The 21,058-nt window shown below is 59.2% G+C and carries 17 protein-coding genes and 1 pseudogene; 7 read left to right on the top strand and 11 right to left on the bottom strand.

All coding sequences use genetic code 11. The features are described 5' to 3' along the window. Nucleotides 1-59 precede the first annotated feature (59 nt). Both fecA and GVL50_RS06670 read left to right on the top strand, forming a co-directional pair. Nucleotides 60-2,393, top strand: a complete 2,334-nt coding sequence (fecA, locus tag GVL50_RS06675; RefSeq protein WP_159812193.1) for a TonB-dependent Fe(3+) dicitrate receptor FecA — start codon at nucleotides 60-62, stop codon at nucleotides 2,391-2,393. Between the two features lie 206 nt (nucleotides 2,394-2,599). Beyond that, the gene (locus tag GVL50_RS06670) at nucleotides 2,600-2,968 is read left to right on the top strand and encodes an endonuclease domain-containing protein (RefSeq protein ID WP_159812192.1); all 369 of its coding nucleotides are present in this window, start codon (nucleotides 2,600-2,602) and stop codon (nucleotides 2,966-2,968) included. A 237-nt stretch (nucleotides 2,969-3,205) separates the two neighbouring features. Here the strand turns inward: GVL50_RS06670 and GVL50_RS06665 are convergent, their stop codons facing one another. Continuing rightward, complete coding sequence (locus tag GVL50_RS06665) at nucleotides 3,206-3,613, bottom strand: HPF/RaiA family ribosome-associated protein (protein ID WP_053117239.1); 408 nt, start codon at nucleotides 3,611-3,613, stop codon at nucleotides 3,206-3,208. A 198-nt stretch (nucleotides 3,614-3,811) separates the two neighbouring features. Then, the gene (locus GVL50_RS06660) at nucleotides 3,812-4,759 is read right to left on the bottom strand and encodes a LysR substrate-binding domain-containing protein (protein WP_159812191.1); all 948 of its coding nucleotides are present in this window, start codon (nucleotides 4,757-4,759) and stop codon (nucleotides 3,812-3,814) included. Nucleotides 4,760-4,894: 135 nt separating this feature from the next. Here GVL50_RS06660 and GVL50_RS06655 point away from each other — a divergent pair, with 135 nt between their 5' ends. Both GVL50_RS06655 and GVL50_RS06650 read left to right on the top strand, forming a co-directional pair. Beyond that, on the top strand, nucleotides 4,895-6,271 hold the full coding sequence (locus GVL50_RS06655; RefSeq protein WP_159812190.1) for an L-serine ammonia-lyase: 1,377 nt from the start codon (nucleotides 4,895-4,897) through the stop codon (nucleotides 6,269-6,271). A gap of 340 nt (nucleotides 6,272-6,611) precedes the next feature. Further along, nucleotides 6,612-6,929: a DUF3509 domain-containing protein gene (locus GVL50_RS06650; RefSeq protein WP_053117234.1), complete on the top strand. Its 318-nt coding sequence runs from the start codon at nucleotides 6,612-6,614 to the stop codon at nucleotides 6,927-6,929. Here the strand turns inward: GVL50_RS06650 and GVL50_RS06645 are convergent. Next, the gene (locus GVL50_RS06645) at nucleotides 6,926-7,426 is read right to left on the bottom strand and encodes a phosphate-starvation-inducible protein PsiE (RefSeq protein ID WP_053117232.1); all 501 of its coding nucleotides are present in this window, start codon (nucleotides 7,424-7,426) and stop codon (nucleotides 6,926-6,928) included. The two genes, GVL50_RS06650 and GVL50_RS06645, sit on opposite strands and share 4 nt — an antisense overlap. A 337-nt stretch (nucleotides 7,427-7,763) precedes the next feature. On the opposite strand from GVL50_RS06645, the pseudogene GVL50_RS06640 reads away from it, so the two are divergent. Beyond that, nucleotides 7,764-8,018, top strand: a pseudogene (locus GVL50_RS06640) (YebG family protein); the annotation flags it as partial. Between the two features lie 145 nt (nucleotides 8,019-8,163). Here the strand turns inward: GVL50_RS06640 and GVL50_RS06635 are convergent. Then, complete coding sequence (locus GVL50_RS06635) at nucleotides 8,164-9,183, bottom strand: Glu/Leu/Phe/Val dehydrogenase dimerization domain-containing protein (protein WP_159812188.1); 1,020 nt, start codon at nucleotides 9,181-9,183, stop codon at nucleotides 8,164-8,166. A gap of 185 nt (nucleotides 9,184-9,368) precedes the next feature. On the opposite strand from GVL50_RS06635, the gene GVL50_RS06630 reads away from it, so the two are divergent. Further along, nucleotides 9,369-10,172, top strand: coding sequence for a transglutaminase family protein (locus tag GVL50_RS06630; RefSeq protein WP_159812187.1), 804 nt, complete (start codon nucleotides 9,369-9,371; stop codon nucleotides 10,170-10,172). A 73-nt stretch (nucleotides 10,173-10,245) separates the two neighbouring features. Here the strand turns inward: GVL50_RS06630 and GVL50_RS06625 are convergent, their stop codons facing one another. The 4 genes from GVL50_RS06625 to hmgA form a co-directional block, all read right to left on the bottom strand. Next, a complete protein-coding gene (locus GVL50_RS06625; protein ID WP_159812186.1) occupies nucleotides 10,246-11,607 on the bottom strand; it encodes an aromatic acid/H+ symport family MFS transporter in 1,362 nt (453 codons plus the stop codon). A 164-nt stretch (nucleotides 11,608-11,771) separates the two neighbouring features. After that, nucleotides 11,772-12,407, bottom strand: coding sequence for a maleylacetoacetate isomerase (gene maiA / locus GVL50_RS06620; protein ID WP_159812185.1), 636 nt, complete (start codon nucleotides 12,405-12,407; stop codon nucleotides 11,772-11,774). A gap of 12 nt (nucleotides 12,408-12,419) precedes the next feature. Then, nucleotides 12,420-13,724, bottom strand: coding sequence for a fumarylacetoacetase (gene fahA, locus GVL50_RS06615; RefSeq protein ID WP_159812184.1), 1,305 nt, complete (start codon nucleotides 13,722-13,724; stop codon nucleotides 12,420-12,422). A 3-nt stretch (nucleotides 13,725-13,727) separates the two neighbouring features. After that, nucleotides 13,728-15,032 (bottom strand): homogentisate 1,2-dioxygenase, encoded by a 1,305-nt coding sequence (hmgA, locus tag GVL50_RS06610; protein WP_159812183.1) that lies wholly within the window; start codon nucleotides 15,030-15,032, stop codon nucleotides 13,728-13,730. A 164-nt stretch (nucleotides 15,033-15,196) separates the two neighbouring features. Between hmgA and GVL50_RS06605 the strand changes: the two genes are divergently transcribed. After that, the gene (locus GVL50_RS06605) at nucleotides 15,197-15,991 is read left to right on the top strand and encodes an IclR family transcriptional regulator (protein WP_159812182.1); all 795 of its coding nucleotides are present in this window, start codon (nucleotides 15,197-15,199) and stop codon (nucleotides 15,989-15,991) included. Between the two features lie 45 nt (nucleotides 15,992-16,036). Here GVL50_RS06605 and GVL50_RS06600 read toward each other — a convergent pair whose 3' ends face one another. The 3 genes from GVL50_RS06600 to GVL50_RS06590 all read right to left on the bottom strand — a co-directional run bounded on the left by GVL50_RS06600 (nucleotide 16,037) and on the right by GVL50_RS06590 (nucleotide 21,038). Continuing rightward, nucleotides 16,037-16,798: a hypothetical protein gene (locus tag GVL50_RS06600; protein WP_159812181.1), complete on the bottom strand. Its 762-nt coding sequence runs from the start codon at nucleotides 16,796-16,798 to the stop codon at nucleotides 16,037-16,039. A gap of 171 nt (nucleotides 16,799-16,969) precedes the next feature. Next, the gene (locus GVL50_RS06595) at nucleotides 16,970-19,531 is read right to left on the bottom strand and encodes a LuxR C-terminal-related transcriptional regulator (protein ID WP_159812180.1); all 2,562 of its coding nucleotides are present in this window, start codon (nucleotides 19,529-19,531) and stop codon (nucleotides 16,970-16,972) included. Between the two features lie 139 nt (nucleotides 19,532-19,670). Further along, nucleotides 19,671-21,038, bottom strand: coding sequence for a DUF1329 domain-containing protein (locus GVL50_RS06590; RefSeq protein WP_159812179.1), 1,368 nt, complete (start codon nucleotides 21,036-21,038; stop codon nucleotides 19,671-19,673). Between the last annotated feature and the right edge of the window lie 20 nt (nucleotides 21,039-21,058).

The following is a 21,058-nucleotide window of genomic DNA, read 5'->3' as shown; positions in this document are numbered from 1 at the left end:
GATCTGGCGTGACAGAGAAGGAAAGCCCCCTTGATTCAACCTTCTCAGGATCATCCACCATGCACCCCACCCGCCTCACGCCACTGGCCCGCAGCCTGCGCAATCTCGTCCTCGGCGCCAGCCTGAGCTTCAGCGCACTGCCCGCCGCGATGGCGGCCGACGCCAAGGCTTATCACATCGCACCGTCGTCGCTGGAAAACGCCCTCAACCAGTTTGGCCGTGAAGCGGGTGTGCTGATTTCTTTCGGTTCACAAATCACCAGCGGCGTGCAAAGCCGGGGTCTGGAAGGCAGCTTCACGCCTGAGCAAGGTTTGAATGCGCTGCTCGAAGGCACCGGTCTGCGAGCACGCGCCGAAGGTAACAACGCGTTCAGCCTGCAACCGATCACCGATGCCGCGCTGGAGCTGGACACCTCGAAAGTCGTCGGCGACTGGCTCGGCGATGCCGCGCAGATCAACGTCTTCGAACACCCCGGCGCGCGCGATGTGATCCGCCGCGAAGAGTTCGAACGACAAGGCGCGACTCAGGCGCGTGATGTGCTCAACCGCATCCCCGGCGTCAACGCCCCGGAAAACAACGGCACCGGCAGCCACGACATGGCGCTGAATTTCGGCATCCGTGGTTTGAATCCGCGCCTGGCTGCACGCTCGACCGTGTTGATGGATGGCATCCCGGTGCCGTTCGCCCCTTACGGCCAACCGCAGCTTTCGTTCGCGCCGATCAGCATGGGCAACATGGATGCGGTGGACGTGGTGCGCGGCGGCGGCGCGGTGCGTTACGGCCCGCAGAACGTCGGCGGCGTGGTCAACTTCGTCACCCGCGCGATTCCTGAAGCGCCTACGGTCAAGGGTGGCTTCCAGACTGAGACCAGCCCTTCGTCGAGCCACGACGGCTTCAAGACCAGCGCCAACCTGCTGGCTGGCGGCACCAACGCCAACGGTCTCGGCGGCGCATTGCTCTACTCCGGCACGCGCGGCGGTGATTGGCGCGAACACAGCGACACCGAAATCGACGACCTGATCCTCAAGGGCAAATATCAGCTCGACGAGGCCAACAGCTTCAACGCCATGGCGCAGTATTACGAAGGCAAGGCTGACATGCCCGGCGGTCTGAATGTTGCCGATTACGATGCCGATCCGTATCAGTCGACGCGCCCGAAAGACCAGTTCTGGGGTCGTCGCACCATGTTCAACTTCGGCTATCGCTATCAGGAAGATCGCCGCGAATTCACTGCCAATACTTTCTTCACCAAAACCCTGCGCAGCGGTTATCTGGATCAGGGCAGCTTCCTTTCGCTGTCGCCACGCGAGTATTGGGTACGCGGCTTGGAAACCCGTTTCGCCCAAGGCTTCGACCTCGGCCCGACCAGCCATGAAGTCGGCATCGGCTATCGCTACATCAACGAGGCCGGCCACGAACTGCGCTATCGCACGCCGATCGCCAGCAACGAATACCCGACCACCAACAGCCGCAACGACCGCGATACCCGTGGCGGCACCGAAGCCAATGCGTTCTTCGTCGACGACCGCATCGACATCGGCAAATGGACAATCACCCCGGGCGTGCGCTACGAGATGATCGACTCGCAGCAAACCAACAACCTGACCAACGTCAAATACGAGGGCGACTACAACACCGCGCTGCCGGCGCTGAACGTGCTGTATCACCTGACCGACAGTTGGAATCTGTACGCCAACACCGAAGGCTCGTTCGGCAGCGTTCAGTACAGCCAGATGCCCAACCGCGTGAGCAGCGGCGAAGTAAAACCGGAAAAGGCCCGCACCTGGGAGCTCGGTACTCGCTATGACAATGGCGCGTTGCGCGCGGAAATTGGTGCGTTCTTGATCAACTTCGACAATCAATATGAAAGTAATCAGACCAACGATTCGGTGATCGCCCGGGGTGAAACTCGTCATCAGGGCATCGAGACCAGCATCAACTACGCGCTGGATGACTTGAGCCCGGCGCTGGCGGGTTTCGATGTTTACGCGACTTACGCTTTCGTTGACGCGACTATTCGTGAAGACGGGCCGAATAAAGGTAATCGGGTGCCATTCTCGTCGAAGCACAAAGGCACGATTGGTGTGGGTTACACCGAAGGGGCGTGGAAGTTGAATCTGGACAGCAGTTTCCAGAGTGATCAGTTTGCCGATAATGCCAACACTTCGAAGGAAAGTGCGGATGGCAGTAACGGCAAGATCCCGGGTTACATGCTGTTCAGCAGCCGCGCGGGGTATGACTTTGGGCCGCAGTTGTCGGATCTGAATGTGGCGGTGGGGGTGAAGAACATTTTTAACACGCAGTACTTCACGCGCTCGTTTGATGACAACAACAAGGGCAAGTATGTGGGGGAACCGCGGACGGTTTATGTGCAGACTTCAGTAGCGTTCTGAGGATTGAAGAGCCCCTCACCCTAACCCTCTCCCGGAGGGAGAGGGGACTGACCGCGTTGTTTTGGCGTATTGCGCCGACATGCAATATCGAGCCGAACTCAAGTCTTGATACAACTAAGATCGGCCCCCTCTCCCTCTGGGAGAGGGCTGGTGAGGGTTCTCGGCTACAGTGAAATATCAAATCAACTTCACAAGGATCGTGAAGCATGCAAACTCGCCCCACCCTCGTCCAGTTCTCCCGCCAGTTACGCGCTAACCAAACCGACTGCGAACTCCTGCTCTGGCAGAGATTACGCTCCCGCCAAATCGCCAATCTTAAATTCCGCCGACAGTTTCCCTGCCCGCCTTACGTGCTGGATTTTTACTGTGCTGAGCTGAAATTGGTGATTGAGCTGGACGGTGGGCAGCACTTTGAAACGTCGGGATTGATTCATGATCAGCGTCGAACTCTCTATTTGTACCAGCAAGGCATTGAGGTCGTACGTTTCAGCAATCTGGAGGTACTCCAGCAGATGGATAACGTACTGGAGCAGATCATACGAATAGCGGCAGCTCGAAAATTGCCCTCACCCTAACCCTCTCCCGGAGGGAGAGGGGACTGACCGAGTTGTTCTGGCGGGTTACGCCGACATGCAATATCGAGCCGAACTCAAGTTTTGAAAACAACAAAAACCGGCTCCCTCTCCCTCGGGAGAGGGCTGGGGTGAGGGGCTGCTTTCTGCAGCCATACCCAAAACCATCCCACAACACAAAAAAAACGGGCCTGCATTCGCAGGCCCGTTCTCATCAGGTTGGCTTATAAAATCAGCGCATCAACTGTTGATCGCTGCCTGTTCATTCTCGTCAAATTCTTCCGCCAACAGCTTGTCGTTGGCCTTGCCGGTGAAGGGCACTACAGCGGCGCGTGGTTTACCTCGCAGTTTGCCGAAGAGGTGCTCTAGGGCGTGCTCGAGTTTTTCGGCAGCGCCGTCGATCGCCTGTTCCAGCGAATCGGCTTTGTGGGTCACGGAAATCGGTTGATGGCCTTTTGGCCGCGCTTCCAGTTGGCAGCGCATGTCATGCGGTCCTGGTTTGTCACCGTTCTCGTCGCTCAGATGGACTTCGACACGGGTCAGGTCTTCCTCATAACGGTCGAGCGTGCTCTCAATGGTTGTACGTACCCACTCCTCCAGTCGTTTACTGCCTTGAACATGGTTATCGCTGTTGACTTGGATTTGCATAGTTCATCCCTTATTTCAGCTAGCTCGCGAGGGGCCTGAATTGAATTTCCTGACCCCTTGGTTACAACAATCGGCCCGACTGCCGAACATTTCAACCCCTGAGAAAAGATAAATATTCATTCGCAAAAAAGCCGGACAACCGGGTAAAGCGCTGGTAAGGTCGGGAGTTGGGTCGCCTCGCAACCCGGCAAAATCTGCTCACAATTGCCCGTCGTTCAACGGGTGCAAGCTGCGAAAAATCCCCGCCTCTTCGACCAGCCAATCATGCACCGCACGCACGCCCGGATGGCTCAGCGCCCCTGGCGCATAGAGCAACACGTAACGTTTGTGATTGGGCACCGACAAGCCGAACGGCACGATCAACGCGCCCCGCTCCAGCTCATCGTTAAGCAATGTGCGCCGGGCAATCGCCACACCCATGCCGGCAATCGCCGCTTCGATGGTCAGGTGATTGCGGTTGAAGGTGTGCCCGCGCCGTACGTCGGCGCCCTCGAAGCCGATCGCGTTGAGATAAAACTCCCACTCCGCGTATTCATAACTGCCGCGCCAGGCGGTGATGTCGTGCAGCAGCGGGAAATGCCCCAGATCCGCCGGCCCGTGCAGCGGTGGGCGCCCGCGTAGCAGGCTCGGCGCGCACACCGGGAAAATCTGCTCATCGAGCAAGGCTGTGGATAACAATCCCGGATAGCTGCCGTCGTTGAGATCGATCGCCAGATCGAAGTCGCCTTCATGCAACGGCACGCTGCTGTCCTCCGCCACCAGTCGCAACTGGATATCCGGAAAACGCTGTTGCAGGCGCGGCAAGCGTGGCGTCAGCCATTTGCTCAGAAACGATGGAATCGAGCGTACCCGCAGCGTGCCGCTGATCATCCCGGCATCGAGTCGACGTAATTCCGCATCGATGCTGCCGTACGCCTCGTTGACCGTGATCGCCAGCCGCTGCCCTTCCGCGCTCAGTTCCACACCCCGCGCACGCCGATGAAACAAACGAAAGCCAAGGCGCTCTTCCAGTTGGCGGATTTGCTGGCTGACGGCGCCCGGGGTGATGTGCAGCTCTTCCGCGCAACGGGTGAATGACAGGTGCCGCGCGGCACAGGAAAACACCTGCAGCCAGACATAGGTCTGTGCGTGCAATTGACGACTCATCGTTTAGTCCTGCTAAAGGCTGTCTTAGGAAGTTTCGTTGGTCACGTCAGACCGAGAGAGGCAGTATCGCCGACATTGCGCTTGGCCTACAAAAAATGGCGGCGATTCCTACTCCATGACTTGCAAGGCTTTAGTATGGCTATCAGTGTTTTCGATCTTTTCAAAGTCGGCATCGGCCCGTCCAGTTCCCACACCGTCGGCCCGATGCGCGCCGCCGCGACCTTCGCTCAGGCGCTGATCGACCAGCGGTTACTCAATGATGTGCGGCGCGTGGAAATCCGCCTGTACGGCTCGCTTTCCGCTACTGGCGTCGGTCACGCCACCGATCGCGCCACGGTCATGGGCCTGATGGGCGAATGGCCAGACAGCATTGATCCGTCGACCATCGACCCGCGCATCCAGCAATTGCGTGAATCAGGCCAACTGTCCCTCGCCGGTCAACGCGCGATTGCCTTCAACTGGCAGGAAGATCTCCTACTGCTCGACGAGAGCCTGCCCTACCACCCCAACGCCATGTCGCTGACAGCCTTTGGCGAAACCGACGTGCTGCTTGAGCAAACGTACTACTCGGTCGGCGGTGGTTTCATCGTCGAAGCGGCGGAAGCCGAGTCGGGTGTCGCCCCGGCCGGCGACGTGGTGCTGCCGTACGATTTTTCCAGCGCCGCCGAACTGCTGTCGTTGTGCAAAAAGCACGGCCTGCGGGTGTCCGAGCTGATGATGGCCAACGAGCGCGCCTGGCGCAGCGACGCCGAAATCCGTCAGGGCCTGTTGCGCATCTGGTCGGTGATGCGTGAGTGCGTCGAACAAGGTTTGCGCCATGAAGGCATTCTGCCCGGCGGTCTCAATGTGCCGCGTCGTGCGGCGAAATTGCACCGCAGCCTGTTGGAAATCGGCAAACCGAATGTGATCAGCTCGACCTTGTCGGCAATGGAATGGGTGAATCTGTTCGCCCTCGCGGTGAACGAAGAAAACGCGGCGGGCGGGCGCATGGTTACTGCGCCGACCAACGGCGCTGCGGGGATCATTCCGGCGGTTCTGCACTACTACATGAAATTCAATCCGGACGCGTCTGACGACGATGTCGTCGCGTTCTTTCTCGGCGCGGCCGCCGTCGGTATTTTGTGTAAGAAAAATGCCTCGATCTCCGGTGCCGAAGTGGGTTGTCAGGGCGAAGTCGGCTCGGCCTGCGCAATGGCCGCTGCGGGTCTGGCTGACGTGCTCGGCGCCACTCCGGAGCAATTGGAAAACGCCGCCGAAATCGGTCTGGAACACAACCTCGGCCTGACCTGCGACCCGGTCGGCGGGCTGGTGCAAGTGCCGTGCATCGAGCGCAACGCGATCGCGGCGGTGAAAGCGATCAACGCCACGCAAATGGCCCTGCGCGGCGACGGCAATCACTTCATCTCTCTCGATCGGGTCATCCGCACCATGCGCGATACCGGCGCAGACATGCACGACAAGTACAAAGAAACGTCGCGCGGCGGCCTGGCGGTGAACTGGGTGGAGTGCTGATCGCGATTGCACTGTCAGCGGTCATCTGCGCAGTTCTGCCCTGAAACCGCGCGATAAAAAAAGGCGAGCCCCGTGGCTCGCCTTTTTTATCGCCGTGTTCATTGTTCGACAATTTTTCCGGCATGTCCCTTGCAAACTCCCCGTTGGAGCTGCCGAAGGCTGCGATCTTTTGATCTTCATGACTGAAATCAAAACACCGAAGATCAAAAGATCGCAGCCTGCGGCAGCTCCTACACGAGCAATTCGCGAATGGCCACGGAATGGCCGGTGATCAGGTCTGGCGAACCAACCCGATCACGGCCGGTCAACAACTGCACGTTCAATCAGGCGGTGACGCATCATGGACAATCCATTTCAGATCATTACCGATGCCTTTGCGCCGGACTATCAGATCAACCTGAGCATTCAAGGGCTGGACGGCAGCATCATGCTGACCTTGTCCAACAACGGCCGGATCGTGGCCAAACGCATGATCAGCGCCGAACAACGCAACGATCCCGCACGCCTTAAACGGCTGGTGCAGAGCATTCAATTCGGCATCGCCATCGAACAGGGCCACAGCGCCATGGCGATCCTCGAATCGATGACCAGCGGCGACGGACTGACCCCGCCACCGCAAAAAATCATTGATCAGCCCCGACCAGCGGCCGGACTTTAAAGCTCGCCCTTCTCGACCTCGGGATGCTCGCTGGAACCTGTACCGAGGGTGCGCTGTGGTTTCTCGATTTTCACCGAGGGAAATTGTGACGAGGCGTAACGCACCACCAGAATCGCCAGCGCCAGCAGCAGAATCCCGCCGCACAGGTAGATGATGCCCATGTCCGGCGGGTTGTGGTGCGAGACGTTGGAGATCAACAGGCGCGTCAGCGCAGTGATCGCCACGTAGATCAGGAAGCGCACCGGCATGTGGTTGGTCTTGAAATAAATCCCGACCATCGCGCCCAATTCGAGATAGATGAACAGCAGCAGAATGTCATCGATCTTGATGTGGCCTTCCTCGAGCATCCCGAGAAACTCCATCACCGCGGCGTATGCCGTCACCGCACCGATGGCAAACAGCGCCAGATAGTGAAAGGTTTCGACGAACAGGTTGCCCAGGGACTCGGCCAGTTGATGCACGTTTTGCCGCAGTTTCTCGGCCCAGTTTATTTTCACGATGATGTTCCTTAGCTCGATGCGAGCGGATGATGCGCGTTGGACGTGACGGTTTTCTGCACGTAACGGTTTTCATGCAGAAAAGAGGCCACGCCATCATGGCGAGCCATCACCAAACCCGCGCCGTGGCGTTTGGTCGCAGGCCTCGGGTTTGCACGATCCCTGTGGGAGCGAGCCTGCTCGCGAATGGCCCCAACACGATCCCACTGACAAACCCTAAATCCGGTCTACATTAAAATCCCACTACCCATGGCGCAGGGATTCGCTTATCCTTTTCGCTGTATATGGATACAGTAGTCGTCAAGACAACTTAATGTGAAGGCATGTGAGGTGGTGAATGGCCGTCGAAGTGGTATACCGCAGCAGCCGAGATCTGGAGCGCTTGTTCATGGATAAAGCCGAAGCTGACCGTCATGACAAAATGCTCGAACTGGCCGAATATCTGGCCGATGTCCTGCAAAAAGCCGTTCCGTCCCTGACTGAACAGCAAGTGGAAGAAGCCGGGATCTATATGGCGAAGAATCGCGATGTGTTCGCCCGAGCGTTCAAGAGCCAGCCTGACGCGCTGTCGGAGCTGATCAACGCACCGGCCGAGCCTGTCGAGAACGCTGAAGTGGTGGAAGTCGCTGAAGCGCCGGCCAAGCCTGCGAAAGCGGCAAAAGCCCCGAAGTAATCAACAAAGGATCGCAGCCCCTGTAGGAGCTGCCGAAGGCTGCGATCTTTTGATCTTCCCCCCATCACCGATACAAAACCCGCTCCGCCAACTCGTCCGCCACCCGCGCCGGCGAACGCTTCTCCGCCTGCGCATGAGCAAACACTTCCGTCAGTCGCGAACTGATTTTCGACAAATGCGCGGTAATTGTCGGCAACTCTTCGCCGCGATGCTTCAGCGAAACATAAATCAGCCCACCGGCATTGATCACATAATCCGGCGCATAGAGAATCCCGCGCCGTTCCAATTGATCAGCCACGTCCAGATGCGTCAGTTGATTGTTCGCCGAGCCCGCCACCGCCGAGCAACGCAATTGTGTGACGGTGTGACTGTTGAGCACCCCGCCCAGCCCACACGGCGCAAGAATGTCGCACGGCGTACTGAGCAACGCATCGTTGGCAATCGGATGCGCGTTGAGTTGCTCCATCGCCAGTTGCACCTTGCCGTGGTCGATATCGCTGACCAGCAATTCGGCACCCGCCGCGTGTAGTTGCTCCGCCAGCGCATACCCGACATTGCCCAAACCCTGAATCGCCACGCGCAAACCTTCAAGATTATCGCTGCCCAGCCGCGCCATGGCGGTCGCGCGAATGCCGGCGAACACGCCCATTGCCGCATGCGGGGCCGGATCGCCCGCCGAAGTAGTGCTGGTGACGTGTTGGGTTTGTAGAGCGATGCAATCCATGTCCGCCACTGAGGTGCCGCTGTCGATGGCGGTGATGTAACGGCCATCAAGCTGATCGATGCAGCGACCGAACGCCTCGAACAGCGCCGCACGATTTTCCACATGCGCCGGCCGCACGATCACCGCAACGCCACCGCCCTGCGGCAATCCCGCCAGCGCGGCTTTGTAGCTCATACCCTGAGCCAGGCGAATGGCATCCTCGATGGCTGATTCATCATTCGGATAGGCAAGGTAACGACACCCGCCCAGGGCTGGCCCGAGGCGACTGTTATGGATGGCAATGACCGCCTTCAACCCTGAAACCGGGTCGACGCTAAGGTGCAGCGAATCCAGGCGAGTGCTTTGCATGAGCGCAAACATTGTTGGGCTCCCGAATCACTTCTTGTAGAACGCCAGTATAGGCTTGCGCCTGAAAATTGCTGGAGCGCACCGGAATAAGCGGCCTCGAAGACAGATGTTTTGCGGCATAACTCAATCGCTGCAAAATCCGCCACTGGACGAATAGCACTGACGGGGCTAAAACGAGGCATTCGAGGGAGATTGCGATGAGTCCGCGTCAACGATTTTTCGAGTGCCTGCACCGTTCACCGCCCGCGCTGTTAGAAGCCGCGTTGTGGATTGCTGCCGAGCACGAAAAAGACGTCGACCCGGCGGCGCTGCTGCACGACTTCAAAGAGCTGCAACAGCGGGTGAGTTATGGGCTGCCGATGCTGCCGGTCAGTGAACTGGCGCAACCGTTGCTGCGGCGGATGACCGATCTGGGTTTCGCTCAGGATGATTTTTTGCCGTTACGACCGCAGGCGGCGATACTGCCCAAAGTCATGCAGACCCGTCGCGGTCAGCCTTTGGCGCTGGCGTTGATTGCGCTGGAGTTGGCACAGGGCCTGGAGATTCCGCTGGTCGGGGTCAACTTCCCCGGGCACTTCCTGCTGCGAGTACCGGGGGCTGATCACCTGCTTGATCCCTGCGGCGGTCGACGCCTGTATCCGAATGATTGTCGCGAGTTGTTGCAGCGCCAGTACGGGCCGAACATGAAGCTCAACGCCGAGCATTTACTGACCGCCTCGCCGGTGCAGATGCTGCAACGTTTGTCGCGCAACTTGCGGCAGTTGCACCTGACCCATGAGGACTACATTGCCTCGCTGATCGACGCTGAACGGGTACTCGAACTGGGCGATGCTGCTGCCGCTGATTATCTGGCGCGGGCGAGTTTGTATCAGCGGCTGGATTGCCCGAATGCCGAGCGCTTCGATCTGGAGCGTGCGTTGTTGCTGAGCGATGATCCGATCCAGCGGCTGCGCCTGACCGACCGGCTAAGCCACCTGCCGCCTAATTCTGTCGTCCACTGACTCCCGCCACACAATCTTGTAGGAGCAAGGCTTGCCCGCGAAGCAGCCGCCTCGATCCATACGTCAGATCGCGTTATCGTTCTTCGCGGGCAAGCCTTGCTCCTACAGGGGGCGGTGCGGTTTCGGAAGGCGAGCGCACCTGGATGATCAGCAGCGCCGCAATGACCGCCGGAATCGCGCAGAAGAAGAAAATCTGCGCCACCGGAATGTGCATCGCCAGTAGCAGGCTGCCGAACAACGGCCCGAGAATCGAACCAAAACGCCCTACACCCAATGCCCAACCAGTACCCGTGGCGCGAACGTGCGCCGGATAAAAATTACTCGCGAACGCATTCAACGTCAGTTGCCCGCCGATGATGCAGAACCCCGCCGCAAACACGCAGGCCACCAGGTAACGCGGATTGTCGTGATTAAGGCCGAGCAAAATCGTACACAGCGCCGCGCCGGCCAACACGCCAGACAACAGCCGCACCTTGCGCTTTAAACGGTCGGCAAACCACGCCATGCAAATCGCGCCGAGGGTGCCGGCGAACAGGAACATCGACGTCACCAGATTGGCTTCGTTGAGTGTCAGGCCACTTTCCAGCAGCAACGTCGGCAGCCAACTGATCATGAAATACAGAAGAATCAGGCTGACAAAAAACGTCGCCCAGATCAGCAGCGTCGGTCGCGCGTAGCCGTTGCGGAACAATTCAACCACGGTCAGTTTGCTGCCCTGCTCGCGTTCGTTTTGCTCGACGCTCACCACTGGCGGATGCCAGTCCGGCAACATTCGCGCGGTGACTTTGCGCAGGCGCGCATACGGCGGCGCGTCACGCAGCAAACGCGGCAGCGACTCCGGCAGCATCCACCAGAGCAACGGAAACAGCAGCAACGGCGTCACGCCGCCAGCGAGGAACACTGCTTGCCAGCCGAACTGATCGATAAATCCGGCCGCGACAAAACCACCGGCCGCACCACCGAACGAAAAACCGCACGCCGCCAGCGTCACCATCAAAGTACGCAAGCGTGGTGGCGAATATTCCGACATCAACGCCATCGCGCTGGGCATCGCGCCGCCCATGCCGATGCCGCAGATAAAACGCGCGATCATCAGCGTATTCAGGGAATCGGCGAACACCATCAACACGGTGAGCGTGGCGTAGATCAGCACGCAAGCAAGCAGAATCCGTCGCACGCCGAAGCGGTCGGCCAATGGCGTGACCACCAGCGAACCAATGGTCAAACCGAGCAGGTTGGCGCTGAAAACAGGTCCGAATGCGGCTTTTTCCAGACCCCAATCCTGAGCCAGTGCCGGGACAACGTAACCGAGCACCTGCGCGTCGTAGCCGTCGGTGACGAGCAGCAAGGCGAGCAGGATCAGGAGCAACCACTGATAGCGGGACACCGGACGGGCGTCGAGTGCCGCACGGAAGCTGGCAATCTGGTTGTGCATCGCAAGGTACCTGTTTTGTTTTTATGATTTTTTGCTGTGGCCACCGGATCGTTCCCACGCTCCGCGTGGGAATGCCGCCGGGGACGCTCTGCGTCCACTGTGACGCAGAGCGTCACGGGATGCGTTCCCACGCAGAGCGTGGGAACGATCAGTCACAATTTTGGTTACGGGGTGTCAGGTTGATTCGCGGGATGGGCTTTGATGAATGCCGGATGGTCTGCCGCCAGCGCCGCCACTCGGCAGATTCGCGGATAAGCCTCCAACGACACATTGAACCGCTCAGCCGCATACAACTGCGGAATCAGGTAAACATCCGCCACACACGGCCACTCGCCGAAACAGAAACCGCTATCACCAATCAACTGCTCCACCGTGGCCAAGCCTTGGCTGATCCAGTGACTGATCCACTCAACTACCTGCGGCTCTTCCTGCCCCAACTGGCGCAGGCGATTGAGCACGCTGACGTTGTGCAGCGGATGCACGTCGCAACCGATCACCGCCGCGACAGCACGCACATGGGCGCGGGCCGCGAGGTCTTCCGGCAACAACGGCACCTGTGGATAACGTTCCTCCAGGTACTCGATGATCGCCGGCGACTGGATCAACAACTCACCCTCGTCAGTGCGCAAGGCCGGCACCCGGCCTTGTGGATTGATCGCCAGATACGCCGCTTGCCGATGCTCGCCACCGGACGGCGCGATCAGATTGACCGGCAACGCCTGATAATCGAGGCCCTTCAATGCCAGCGCGATCCGCACGCGATACGACGAGGTCGAACGGTAGTAGGTATAGAGATCCATGAACCGCTCCTGTCAGCGCGCCGCCAACACTTTGCCACGGCATTCGCCGAAGCCGATCGAGGCGAAACCATCACGGGCGCAACGTGCGCGCAGGATGATTTCGTCACCGTCTTCAAGGAATTTGCGCACTTCGCCGGAGGCCAGTTCGATCGGTTTTTTACCGCCCTCGGTGATTTCCAGCAGGCTGCCGAACTGACCGTTTTCCGGGCCGGACAAGGTGCCCGAACCGAACAGATCACCGGCCTGCAACTGGCAACCGTTGACGCTGTGGTGCGCGACCATTTGCGCGACAGTCCAGTACATGTAGCGGGTATTGCTCAGGGTCAGGCGATGGGCTGGCAGATTCTGTTCGCGCATGGCTTCGGTGAGCAGCAGCACTTCCAGTTCGATGTCGAAAGCACCGCCGTCCTGATCGCGTTGATCGAACAGGTACGGCAGCGGCTGCGGATCACCCTCCGGACGCTTCGGTTGCGCGGTGCGGAATGGCGCCAGCGCTTCTGCTGTTACGACCCACGGCGAAACGCTGGTGATGAAGCTCTTCGACAGGAACGGGCCCAGCGGCTGGTATTCCCACGCCTGGATATCGCGCGCCGACCAATCGTTGAGCAGGCAGAAACCGGCGATGTGATCAGCGGCATCGCCGATGGCGATCGAATCGCCCATCTCGTTGCCCTGACCGATCCAGATGCCCAGTTCCAGTTCATAGTCCAGACGTGCGCACGGGCCGAAAGTCGGCTCAGTCTGACCGGCTGGTAGCGTCTGGCCTTTCGGGCGACGCACATCGGTGCCGGAGGCGCGCACGGTGGAGGCGCGACCGTGGTAACCGATCGGCACGTGCTTGTAATTCGGCAGCAACGGGTTATCCGGACGGAACAGTTTGCCGACGTTCTGCGCGTGCTCGATGCCGACGTAGAAGTCGGTGTAATCGCTGATGCGTGCCGGCAGGTGCAGTTGGCAATCGGCGGCCAGAGGCAGCAGTTTTGCACCTTGCGCTTCGATGCTGCCACGGTGCGTGCTGCCTTCGCTGAACAGTTCCAGCAAGCGTTCGCGCAGAGCCACACGAGCGTCGCGACCGAGTTCAAAAAACGCGTTCAAGTGGCCGCCGTGCATGGCTTCGACGGCACTGCGCGCGGCGCCGTCGAACAGCCCGGCTTCCAGCGCGACTTGCAGATCAAAAATCTGTTCGCCAATCGCCACACATGCGCGCGGCGCCGAACCGTCGATACTGAACACACCGAGCGGCAAGTTCTGCAGCGGGAAATCTGCGTGACCGTTGGCTGAAGCGACCCAGCTGCGGGTGATGGAATTCTGCGTCATGGGTTATCTCCGGGTCGGGTCGAACGTGGCGGGCAGCGTGGCCCAGCAAGCGTCGTAAGTAGATTGCAGTTGCGGGCAGTCGAGGGCGAAACGGCTTGGGCGCAGCACCTGACTGGTCTCGAACATGAAGGCCATGGTGTTGTCGATTTTCGCCGGTTTGAGCTCGGCGTTGATCGCCTTGGTGCAGGTCTCGCCGTCCGGGCCGTGGGCGCTCATGCAGCTGTGCAGCGACGCGCCGCCGGGCACGAAGCCTTCAGCCTTGGCGTCGTATTCACCCTGGATCAGGCCCATGAATTCGTTCATCAGGTTGCGGTGGAACCACGGTGGCCGGAAGGTGTTTTCGGCGACCATCCAGCGCGGCGGGAAGATCACGAAGTCGAGGTTGGCCAGACCGTGCACGCTGGTCGGCGAGGTCAGCACGGTGAAGATCGACGGATCCGGGTGATCGAAACTGACCGTACCGATGGTGTTGAAACGGCGCAGGTCGTATTTGTACGGCACGTTATTGCCGTGCCAGGCGACCACGTTCAGCGGCGAGTGATTGAGTTCAGTGGCCCACAACTGACCGAGGAATTTCTGCACCAGCGTGGTTGGCTGCTGCAGATTTTCGTAAGCGGCAACCGGCGTCAGGAAGTCGCGCGGATTGGCCAGACCGTTGCTGCCAATCGGCCCCAGATCGGGCAGACGCAGCGGCGCGCCATGGTTCTCGGCGACATAACCGCGCGCTTGCGGGTCGAGCAGTTCAACGCGGAATTTCAAGCCGCGCGGCAGCACGACGATTTCCAGCGGCGCCACTTCCAGCACACCCAATTCAGTGGCGATGCGCAGACGGCCGAGTTGCGGCACTAGCAGCAGTTCGCCGTCGGCATTGAAGAACACGCGTTCCATCGAACGATTGGCGGCGTAGTTGTAAATGCTGATGCCGGACGGTTTTTCGGCGGCGGAGTTGGCCACCATGCTCACCATGCCATCGATGAAATCAGTCGGCTCAGCGGGAATCTCCAGCGGATTCCAGCGCAGACGATTCGGTGTCACATCGCCCAACGGCCCACCGGCCAATTGCCGTTCCAGTTTGACGAACGCCGGGTGATTGGCCGACGGCTGAATCCGGTACATCCAGGTGCGCCGCGCTTCACTGCGGGCCATGGTGAACGCGGTGCCGGAAAACAATTCGGTGTAGAGGCCGTACGGGGCTTTTTGCGGGGAGTTCTGGCCGACGGGCAGCGCGCCGGGCAACGCTTCAGTGCTGAATTCGTTGCCGAAACCGGACTGATACGCCAGCGCCTGAGCGGTTGAATCGAGGTTCATGGAGCCTCCTGAACAGGGAGTCGGCAGTGGCCCATCGCTCTGGCTCAGAGGTTTCGGCACGCCGGGGTTGTTATTATCGTAATTCGATTACGCATAACGTAATTTGCTCGCTATCCAGCGTCAAGCTATAAAGACGCCCATTCGTATCGGAACCCGGCCGCACCATGGAAAAAACCAGCGACAGTAACGGCAAACAGAAAGTCCGCTCCGCCGAAGTCGGCACCGACATCCTCAAGGCTTTGGCCGAGTTGTCACCGTCGACCTCGCTGTCGCGTCTGGCCGAACACGTACAGATGCCGGCGAGCAAGGTGCATCGCTATTTACAGGCGTTGATCGCCTCGGGTTTTGCCGAGCAGAACGCCGCCACCAACCATTACGGTCTCGGCCGCGAAGCGTTGCGCGTGGGTTTGGCCGCACTCAACAGTATGGACGTGCTGAAAGTCGCCGCCCTGCCGTTGGCCGAACTGCGCGACGAACTCAACGAGACCTGTTTTTTGGCGGTGTGGGGCAATCAGGGTGCAACCGTTGTGCACATCGAACCGGCGGTGCGTGCGGTGACGGTGGTAACGCAGTTGGGCTCGGTGCTGCCGCTGCTCAGTTCTTCAACGGGACTGGTGTTCAGCGCGTTTCTGCCGCATCGGGAAACCGATGATCTGCGCGAGCAGGAAATCGCCGTTGCCGATCACCCGCTCAAAGACGAAAAGACTTACACAACCCTGTGCGAACAGATCCGCGAACGCGGTCTGCACCATGTTCACGGCTTGCTGATGCCCGGCGTGGACGCGTTGTCCGCGCCGGTGTTCAATGCCGTCGGCCAGGTCGCAGCCGTGCTCACTATCGTCGGCCCGACCTCGTTGTTTCACGCTGACGAAAACGGCCCGGCGGCGCAGCGCTTGTTGGCGGCGACGCGGGCCGTGAGCTGGCGAATGGGCTTTCAAAGCGATGAGGTCAGTCGCTGAGCAGCGCCATTAGTGTGCGACGCTGTGGCATGGCACGGGACTGGGTCAGATAACCGTGGTTTTACTGGTCAGGGCTTGTGGGTCATCCAAGAGCTCCTGAATGGCATCTTTTGCCAGACCGGGCAGACCAGGGTGTCCTGTTGCCTGCCTGTAAAAACTCTCGATCTTATAAACGTCACCGATGAGTGAACCGAAGCTACTTTGCATTTTCGACGCAGCGCGCTTACCCGCGGCAGCCTTGCCCAACGAGGCCAGTTCCGCAATTGCTTCCACAAAATGCTTCAGCGCTTTCGCCCGATCACCCTGAACAAGTGCATCAAGGCCGGATAACGTTTCTTTGGTGAACAACACAACACTCAGAGCAATGCCCGCCGGCGGAAAGACGAAACTCAGTGCAGTGACCGCCGTGACAACGCCATCAAAAACCAGCCCGAAAATAATTTCGCTCACGCATTCGAGTCGGGCGCGTGACGATTTGTCGTGCAGCCCATACAGCGCAAACTCGGTCAGACTCCGTGAGTTGTCCTGCTGAATAGTGTGCGGGCGTACTTTGAAAACATATTGTGAACGAACGGTGACTTGATCAGGATTCAATACCGCACCTAAATCGAGCCTGATCGAATCAGCAATGACAAAGCGTGCATAAGACTGGAGATCGGTCAGGTGCCCCAGTTGTCGTTCGAGATGCAGTCGACTGGCAACAAGCTGTTGCTCTAACTGCGCAAACTCGAGCTGCTTATCACCCTCGGCATTTCCCAGCCACTTTGCAGGTTCTTGCACGTTCGCCAAAATTCGCTTATCAAACAAGTTGATTCAATGCCCCTGAGTTATTTCAGAACGAGACCAGCCGAATGGCAGGTCAACGGGCAAAAATTACTTCAGTTGGCGAAAACAAAAAAACCGACAAGCAATTCAAAATATGGGCAAAGCATGCAAAACGTCTCAATGACTTCAACGCACTGTTAACACGCTTTATTTTTAACTCAGCACGCCTAACAATTTTGCCTTCGCGACCGCCTGAGTCCGGCGTTCTACGCAGAGCTTTACGTTAATACGTCGAGCGTGAGTCTTTACCGTGTGTAACGAGATAAACATTTCATCGGCAATCTGTTGATTCGAATAACCGAGGGCAATCAGCTTTAAAACTTTCAGTTCGCGCTGACTCAACAAAGGCAAACTGGCGGAGTTTTCAAAATCCGCATGATGAGCCGATGGCAGCGCCACCGTTTGCAGCATCTCGGCCCTGCGCAGACTCAATTCTTGCAACGCCTGACGGCACTGAAAATCCGCCGCCAGCCGCAGCCCCTGTCGCAAGGCTTTATCGGCTTCATCCTTGCGGCCGGCGAGCCACAAAAGCTCGGCGATGACCAGCTGCAATTCCGTGTGCAAGGCGTTCATCGCGCTGGATTGGGCCTGGTTCATCCTGCGCTGCAACTGCGCCAGGTGCTCAGCGTCCATCGGCGAACCGGCAGCGCGAGCAAGGATCAGCAGGTATTCAATTCTCGGGATCAGCAACACGGTTGCTGGCGGAGCCTGCACAGCTTGAGCTCCTTGGTAATGGCGCAACACGCGGCTCAGCGCTTCACAAGCGAGATCCTGACGTTGCTGTTGCAACCAGAAATGGCTGCTGACCTGCAGCAGCACACCGCGATAGACCGTGTCGGGAATCTGCCGCTGCTGCATCAAGCGTTCAGCCGCCCGGAGCCGATTGAAGGCCAGCTCAAAATCACGCTGATTGGCCGCCAATTGCGCCTGTCCCAAATAGCCGTACAGCACTCGTTTGTCGTGGCTGCGCAGGCAATCATTCAGGCCACTTTGAAACAGTGCCGCCGCGCATTCGTCCAGCCCCTGATTAAGTGCGAGGCGCCCGCGCAGCAGCGCGATCCTGCCGTGCAAAGGCGTCAGCCGCACAGTGTGTTCGCGAAGCAATTCATCCATGTTGCTCAATAACGCCTCGGCCCGCGCGCTCGCACCGCGCTGTTCGAGCAGGTGCGCATGATCAAGTTCGAGCAGGCCTTCGAAGACCAATGAATCATGCGCCCGCGCCAGGCACAGCGCTTGCCGGTTGAACGCCTGCGCCACGTCGAGTTCACCGCGCAGAAATGCCTGCTGAGTCAGCCCCGACAGGCACAGCAGTCGGGTCGGCCACGTCTCGGGGGCCAGTTCGGCCAGCGCCTGCTGAAAGTGTTCCTGCGCAGGCTGCATCTGCCCTTGCAAATGCAGGAGCCAACCCTGTTGCGCCTGCCAACGGGCAATTAACTGCCGCTCGGATTGCGCTGACGGTTGTGGCAGGAATCGCGTCATATGCGCAATGCATTGTTCTGCTTGTTCAAACCGTCCGGCAAATAACAGCGCCCCAGTAAACAGACCGACCAATTGCGGCGAACTCAAAATCAATTCTTCGCCCTGTTGCTCGTGCAATTGCAGCAACAACACCACGGTCTGCTCTTCAAAAAGATGCTCGAAACTGAAGTGCTGCAACAGGCTGACCGCCACTTCGAATTCTTCTGCGAGCAGCGCCTGCTCGAACGCCGAACGCCAATCCTTGCCGACGGTAAAAAACTGACAGGCACGCCGATGCCAGGAACGGCTCGCCGGCCATTGCTCTTCGCGCATGACTTGCGCGAGCGGCGGGAACACTTGCAGCCATTCAGCCGATTCGTGCCACGGCTCGATAAAGCAGCCCAGCGTTTGCAGCGTGCGCAAGAGTTGCGCACCCTCGCCGGCACCGAACAAGTGCTCGCACAGTTCGGCATTGAATCGCGGCAGATGCGCCAACACCCGCCAGGTTTCAGCCAGCTCCGGCGTAAGGCTGCTGAAGAGTTCGTGTTGCAGATAATCGAGCAGCGTATCGACCCGTTGTTGCGGTTGCAGACTTTGCGTCCAGTCGCACTTTTGCAGCAGCGCCATGCGCACCCCGGCGCACCAGCCGCCGGTGCGCTGGACAATTCGCCCGGCCACACTGTGGGCCTGCTCTGCCGTCAAATGCGTCAACGCACAGGCGATTTCGTCTTGGGTCAGAGCGAGGGTCACGCTTTCAGATTCATATAACTCATCGTCGAGCAGCAAACGCGGCCAGTTGCATTGCGGACGTCGGCGCGTGCCGATCCACCACGTGAGTGCCGGACTGCTGACCGCCAGCAAGCGATCAAGCAACGCATCCAGCGCCGGATCGGGCAGACGACAGTAATCGTCGATAAACAACCAGGTCGGCTCAGCCCAACGTGCCAGCGTCGCGATCAACCGCGCCTCATCCACCCGCTCGGCCAGTCCCAACGTCTGCGCCAGACGCTGGCAGAAGTCGGCGGGACTGAGCATTGCGCCAGCCAAAGGCAACCACCGCACCTCGCACGCGGGCGGCGCCTGAAACAGACATTCAGCAAGCAATGCACTTTTGCCGCTGCCGGCCGGCGCGCACACCAGCCGCACCCGCGCCACGGATTCGAGCAGTGGCTCGCTCAGGCGCGTACGCGACTGATGATGGGAAGAAAGCCTGGGCAGAAATCCGCGGCGATCCAGGCAGGGCGTCATGGCGGTCATCGAGTGAGCCTTCTTATCGTTGTGCACTCACCCTAGCCCGCTCCGGGCACCTTGTTGACGAGTATTCAGCGCGCTGATTGCGGCCCATAAAAAAGGCGACCGGGTGGTCGCCTTTTGCCTTGCCGATGTATCCAGACCGTTACCGAACGCCCTCGGCGCGCAAGGCCGATGGCGTGTAGTCGGCAGCCTTGGCTTCGAAGCCGAATTCGTAACTGTGTTTCTCTTCGTTCTTCATGCCCAGGGCAATGTAGCGACCGGCGATGATGTCGTAGAGCGCTTCGAGGGTGTAAGCCTGGGCCTGATGCTCGTAGTGATATTCAGAGTGACCTTCGGCCACACGCCACAGTTGACCGCGACCGTCATAGTGATCGACCAGTGCGACTTGCCAGCTGTCCTCATCGATGTACATGTGGCGCTTGGCGTAGATGTGCCGCTCGTTCGGTTTCACCGTACCGATCACCTCCCAGACACGGTGCAGTTCGTAACGGGTCAGATCCTGATTGATGTGCCCGGCCTTGACGATGTCGTCGTATTTCAGGCTCGGCGAATCGAGTTTGTAGCTGTTGTACGGGATGTACATTTCCTTTTTGCCGACCAGTTTCCAGTCGTAGCGATCCGGTGCGCCGGAGAACATGTCGAAGTTGTCCGAAGTACGCAGGCCATCCGCCGCCGTGCCCGGGCCGTCATACGCCACTTGCGGCGCCCGACGAACCCGACGCTGGCCGGCGTTGTAGATCCACGCCAGACGCGGCTCCTTCACCTGATCGAGGGTTTCGTGCACCAGCAGTACGTTGCCGGCCAAACGCGCCGGCGCGGTCACTGACTGTTTGAAAAAGGTCAGCACGTTGGCGGCTTTTTCCGGGTCGATATCCTTGATCAATTGCGGCACGGCGATCTCTTCTTCGAAGCGGATCGGTGTGTAGCTGCCGTTAGTCTGCGGGGTCACCTGAGTGATGATGCGTTTGACGTTGCCGCCGTGGTAACGGGTGATGTGGTTCCACAACACCTCGACGCCGTTCTTCGGAATCGGGAAGGCGTAGTAGCGGTTGCCGGTGAAATTGGCCAGGCCGTTACCGTCGTTGATGGTGGTGACGTTGAGCGCACTGCGCTTGGCCGATTCGTAGATTTCCGGCGGCACGGCGACGGTGCGGTGAGTGGTGTAGACCGGAATTTTGTAGGTTTCAGGATAACGCTTGAACATCGCCACCTGGCCTTCGGACAGCTTGTCTTTGTACTTGTCGACGTTGGCCGGGGTGATGGTGAACAACGGTTTCTCGTTGGCGAACGGGTCGGCGAGGAAACCTTTGCTGTCCACCGCGGCGGCGTTTTTCGGGATACCGCCGGTCCACGCCGGAATCGAGCCATCGGCGTTGCCGGCCTTTTCAGCACCGAGCGGGGTCAGGCTGGTGCCGAGTTTGTTCGCTTCATCCGGCGACACCGCCGCCATCACGTTGGCCGCCAGCACACTCATGGCCAGCACACCACATTGCAGAATCATTTTGCGCATTGCAGTCATCCTTCTCGGGC

Origin of the sequence: Pseudomonas sp. 18058, assembly GCF_902706155.1 — a bacterium.
Lineage (GTDB): Bacteria > Pseudomonadota > Gammaproteobacteria > Pseudomonadales > Pseudomonadaceae > Aquipseudomonas > Aquipseudomonas rustica.
The sequence above is the reverse complement of the archived record's forward strand: the minus strand, read 5'-3'. Positions and strand labels throughout refer to the sequence as shown.

What these genes read in the sequence shown, in the direction of transcription:
- fecA (WP_159812193.1), top strand. Translation starts at nt 60, where the DNA reads ATGCACCCCACCCGCCTCACGCCACTGGCCCGCAGCCTGCGCAATCTC.
- GVL50_RS06670 (WP_159812192.1), top strand. Translation starts at nt 2,600, where the DNA reads ATGCAAACTCGCCCCACCCTCGTCCAGTTCTCCCGCCAGTTACGCGCT.
- GVL50_RS06665 (WP_053117239.1), bottom strand. Translation starts at nt 3,613, where the DNA reads ATGCAAATCCAAGTCAACAGCGATAACCATGTTCAAGGCAGTAAACGA.
- GVL50_RS06660 (WP_159812191.1), bottom strand. Translation starts at nt 4,759, where the DNA reads ATGAGTCGTCAATTGCACGCACAGACCTATGTCTGGCTGCAGGTGTTT.
- GVL50_RS06655 (WP_159812190.1), top strand. Translation starts at nt 4,895, where the DNA reads ATGGCTATCAGTGTTTTCGATCTTTTCAAAGTCGGCATCGGCCCGTCC.
- GVL50_RS06650 (WP_053117234.1), top strand. Translation starts at nt 6,612, where the DNA reads ATGGACAATCCATTTCAGATCATTACCGATGCCTTTGCGCCGGACTAT.
- GVL50_RS06635 (WP_159812188.1), bottom strand. Translation starts at nt 9,183, where the DNA reads ATGTTTGCGCTCATGCAAAGCACTCGCCTGGATTCGCTGCACCTTAGC.
- GVL50_RS06630 (WP_159812187.1), top strand. Translation starts at nt 9,369, where the DNA reads ATGAGTCCGCGTCAACGATTTTTCGAGTGCCTGCACCGTTCACCGCCC.
- GVL50_RS06625 (WP_159812186.1), bottom strand. Translation starts at nt 11,607, where the DNA reads ATGCACAACCAGATTGCCAGCTTCCGTGCGGCACTCGACGCCCGTCCG.
- maiA (WP_159812185.1), bottom strand. Translation starts at nt 12,407, where the DNA reads ATGGATCTCTATACCTACTACCGTTCGACCTCGTCGTATCGCGTGCGG.
- fahA (WP_159812184.1), bottom strand. Translation starts at nt 13,724, where the DNA reads ATGACGCAGAATTCCATCACCCGCAGCTGGGTCGCTTCAGCCAACGGT.
- hmgA (WP_159812183.1), bottom strand. Translation starts at nt 15,032, where the DNA reads ATGAACCTCGATTCAACCGCTCAGGCGCTGGCGTATCAGTCCGGTTTC.
- GVL50_RS06605 (WP_159812182.1), top strand. Translation starts at nt 15,197, where the DNA reads ATGGAAAAAACCAGCGACAGTAACGGCAAACAGAAAGTCCGCTCCGCC.
- GVL50_RS06595 (WP_159812180.1), bottom strand. Translation starts at nt 19,531, where the DNA reads ATGACCGCCATGACGCCCTGCCTGGATCGCCGCGGATTTCTGCCCAGG.
- GVL50_RS06590 (WP_159812179.1), bottom strand. Translation starts at nt 21,038, where the DNA reads ATGCGCAAAATGATTCTGCAATGTGGTGTGCTGGCCATGAGTGTGCTG.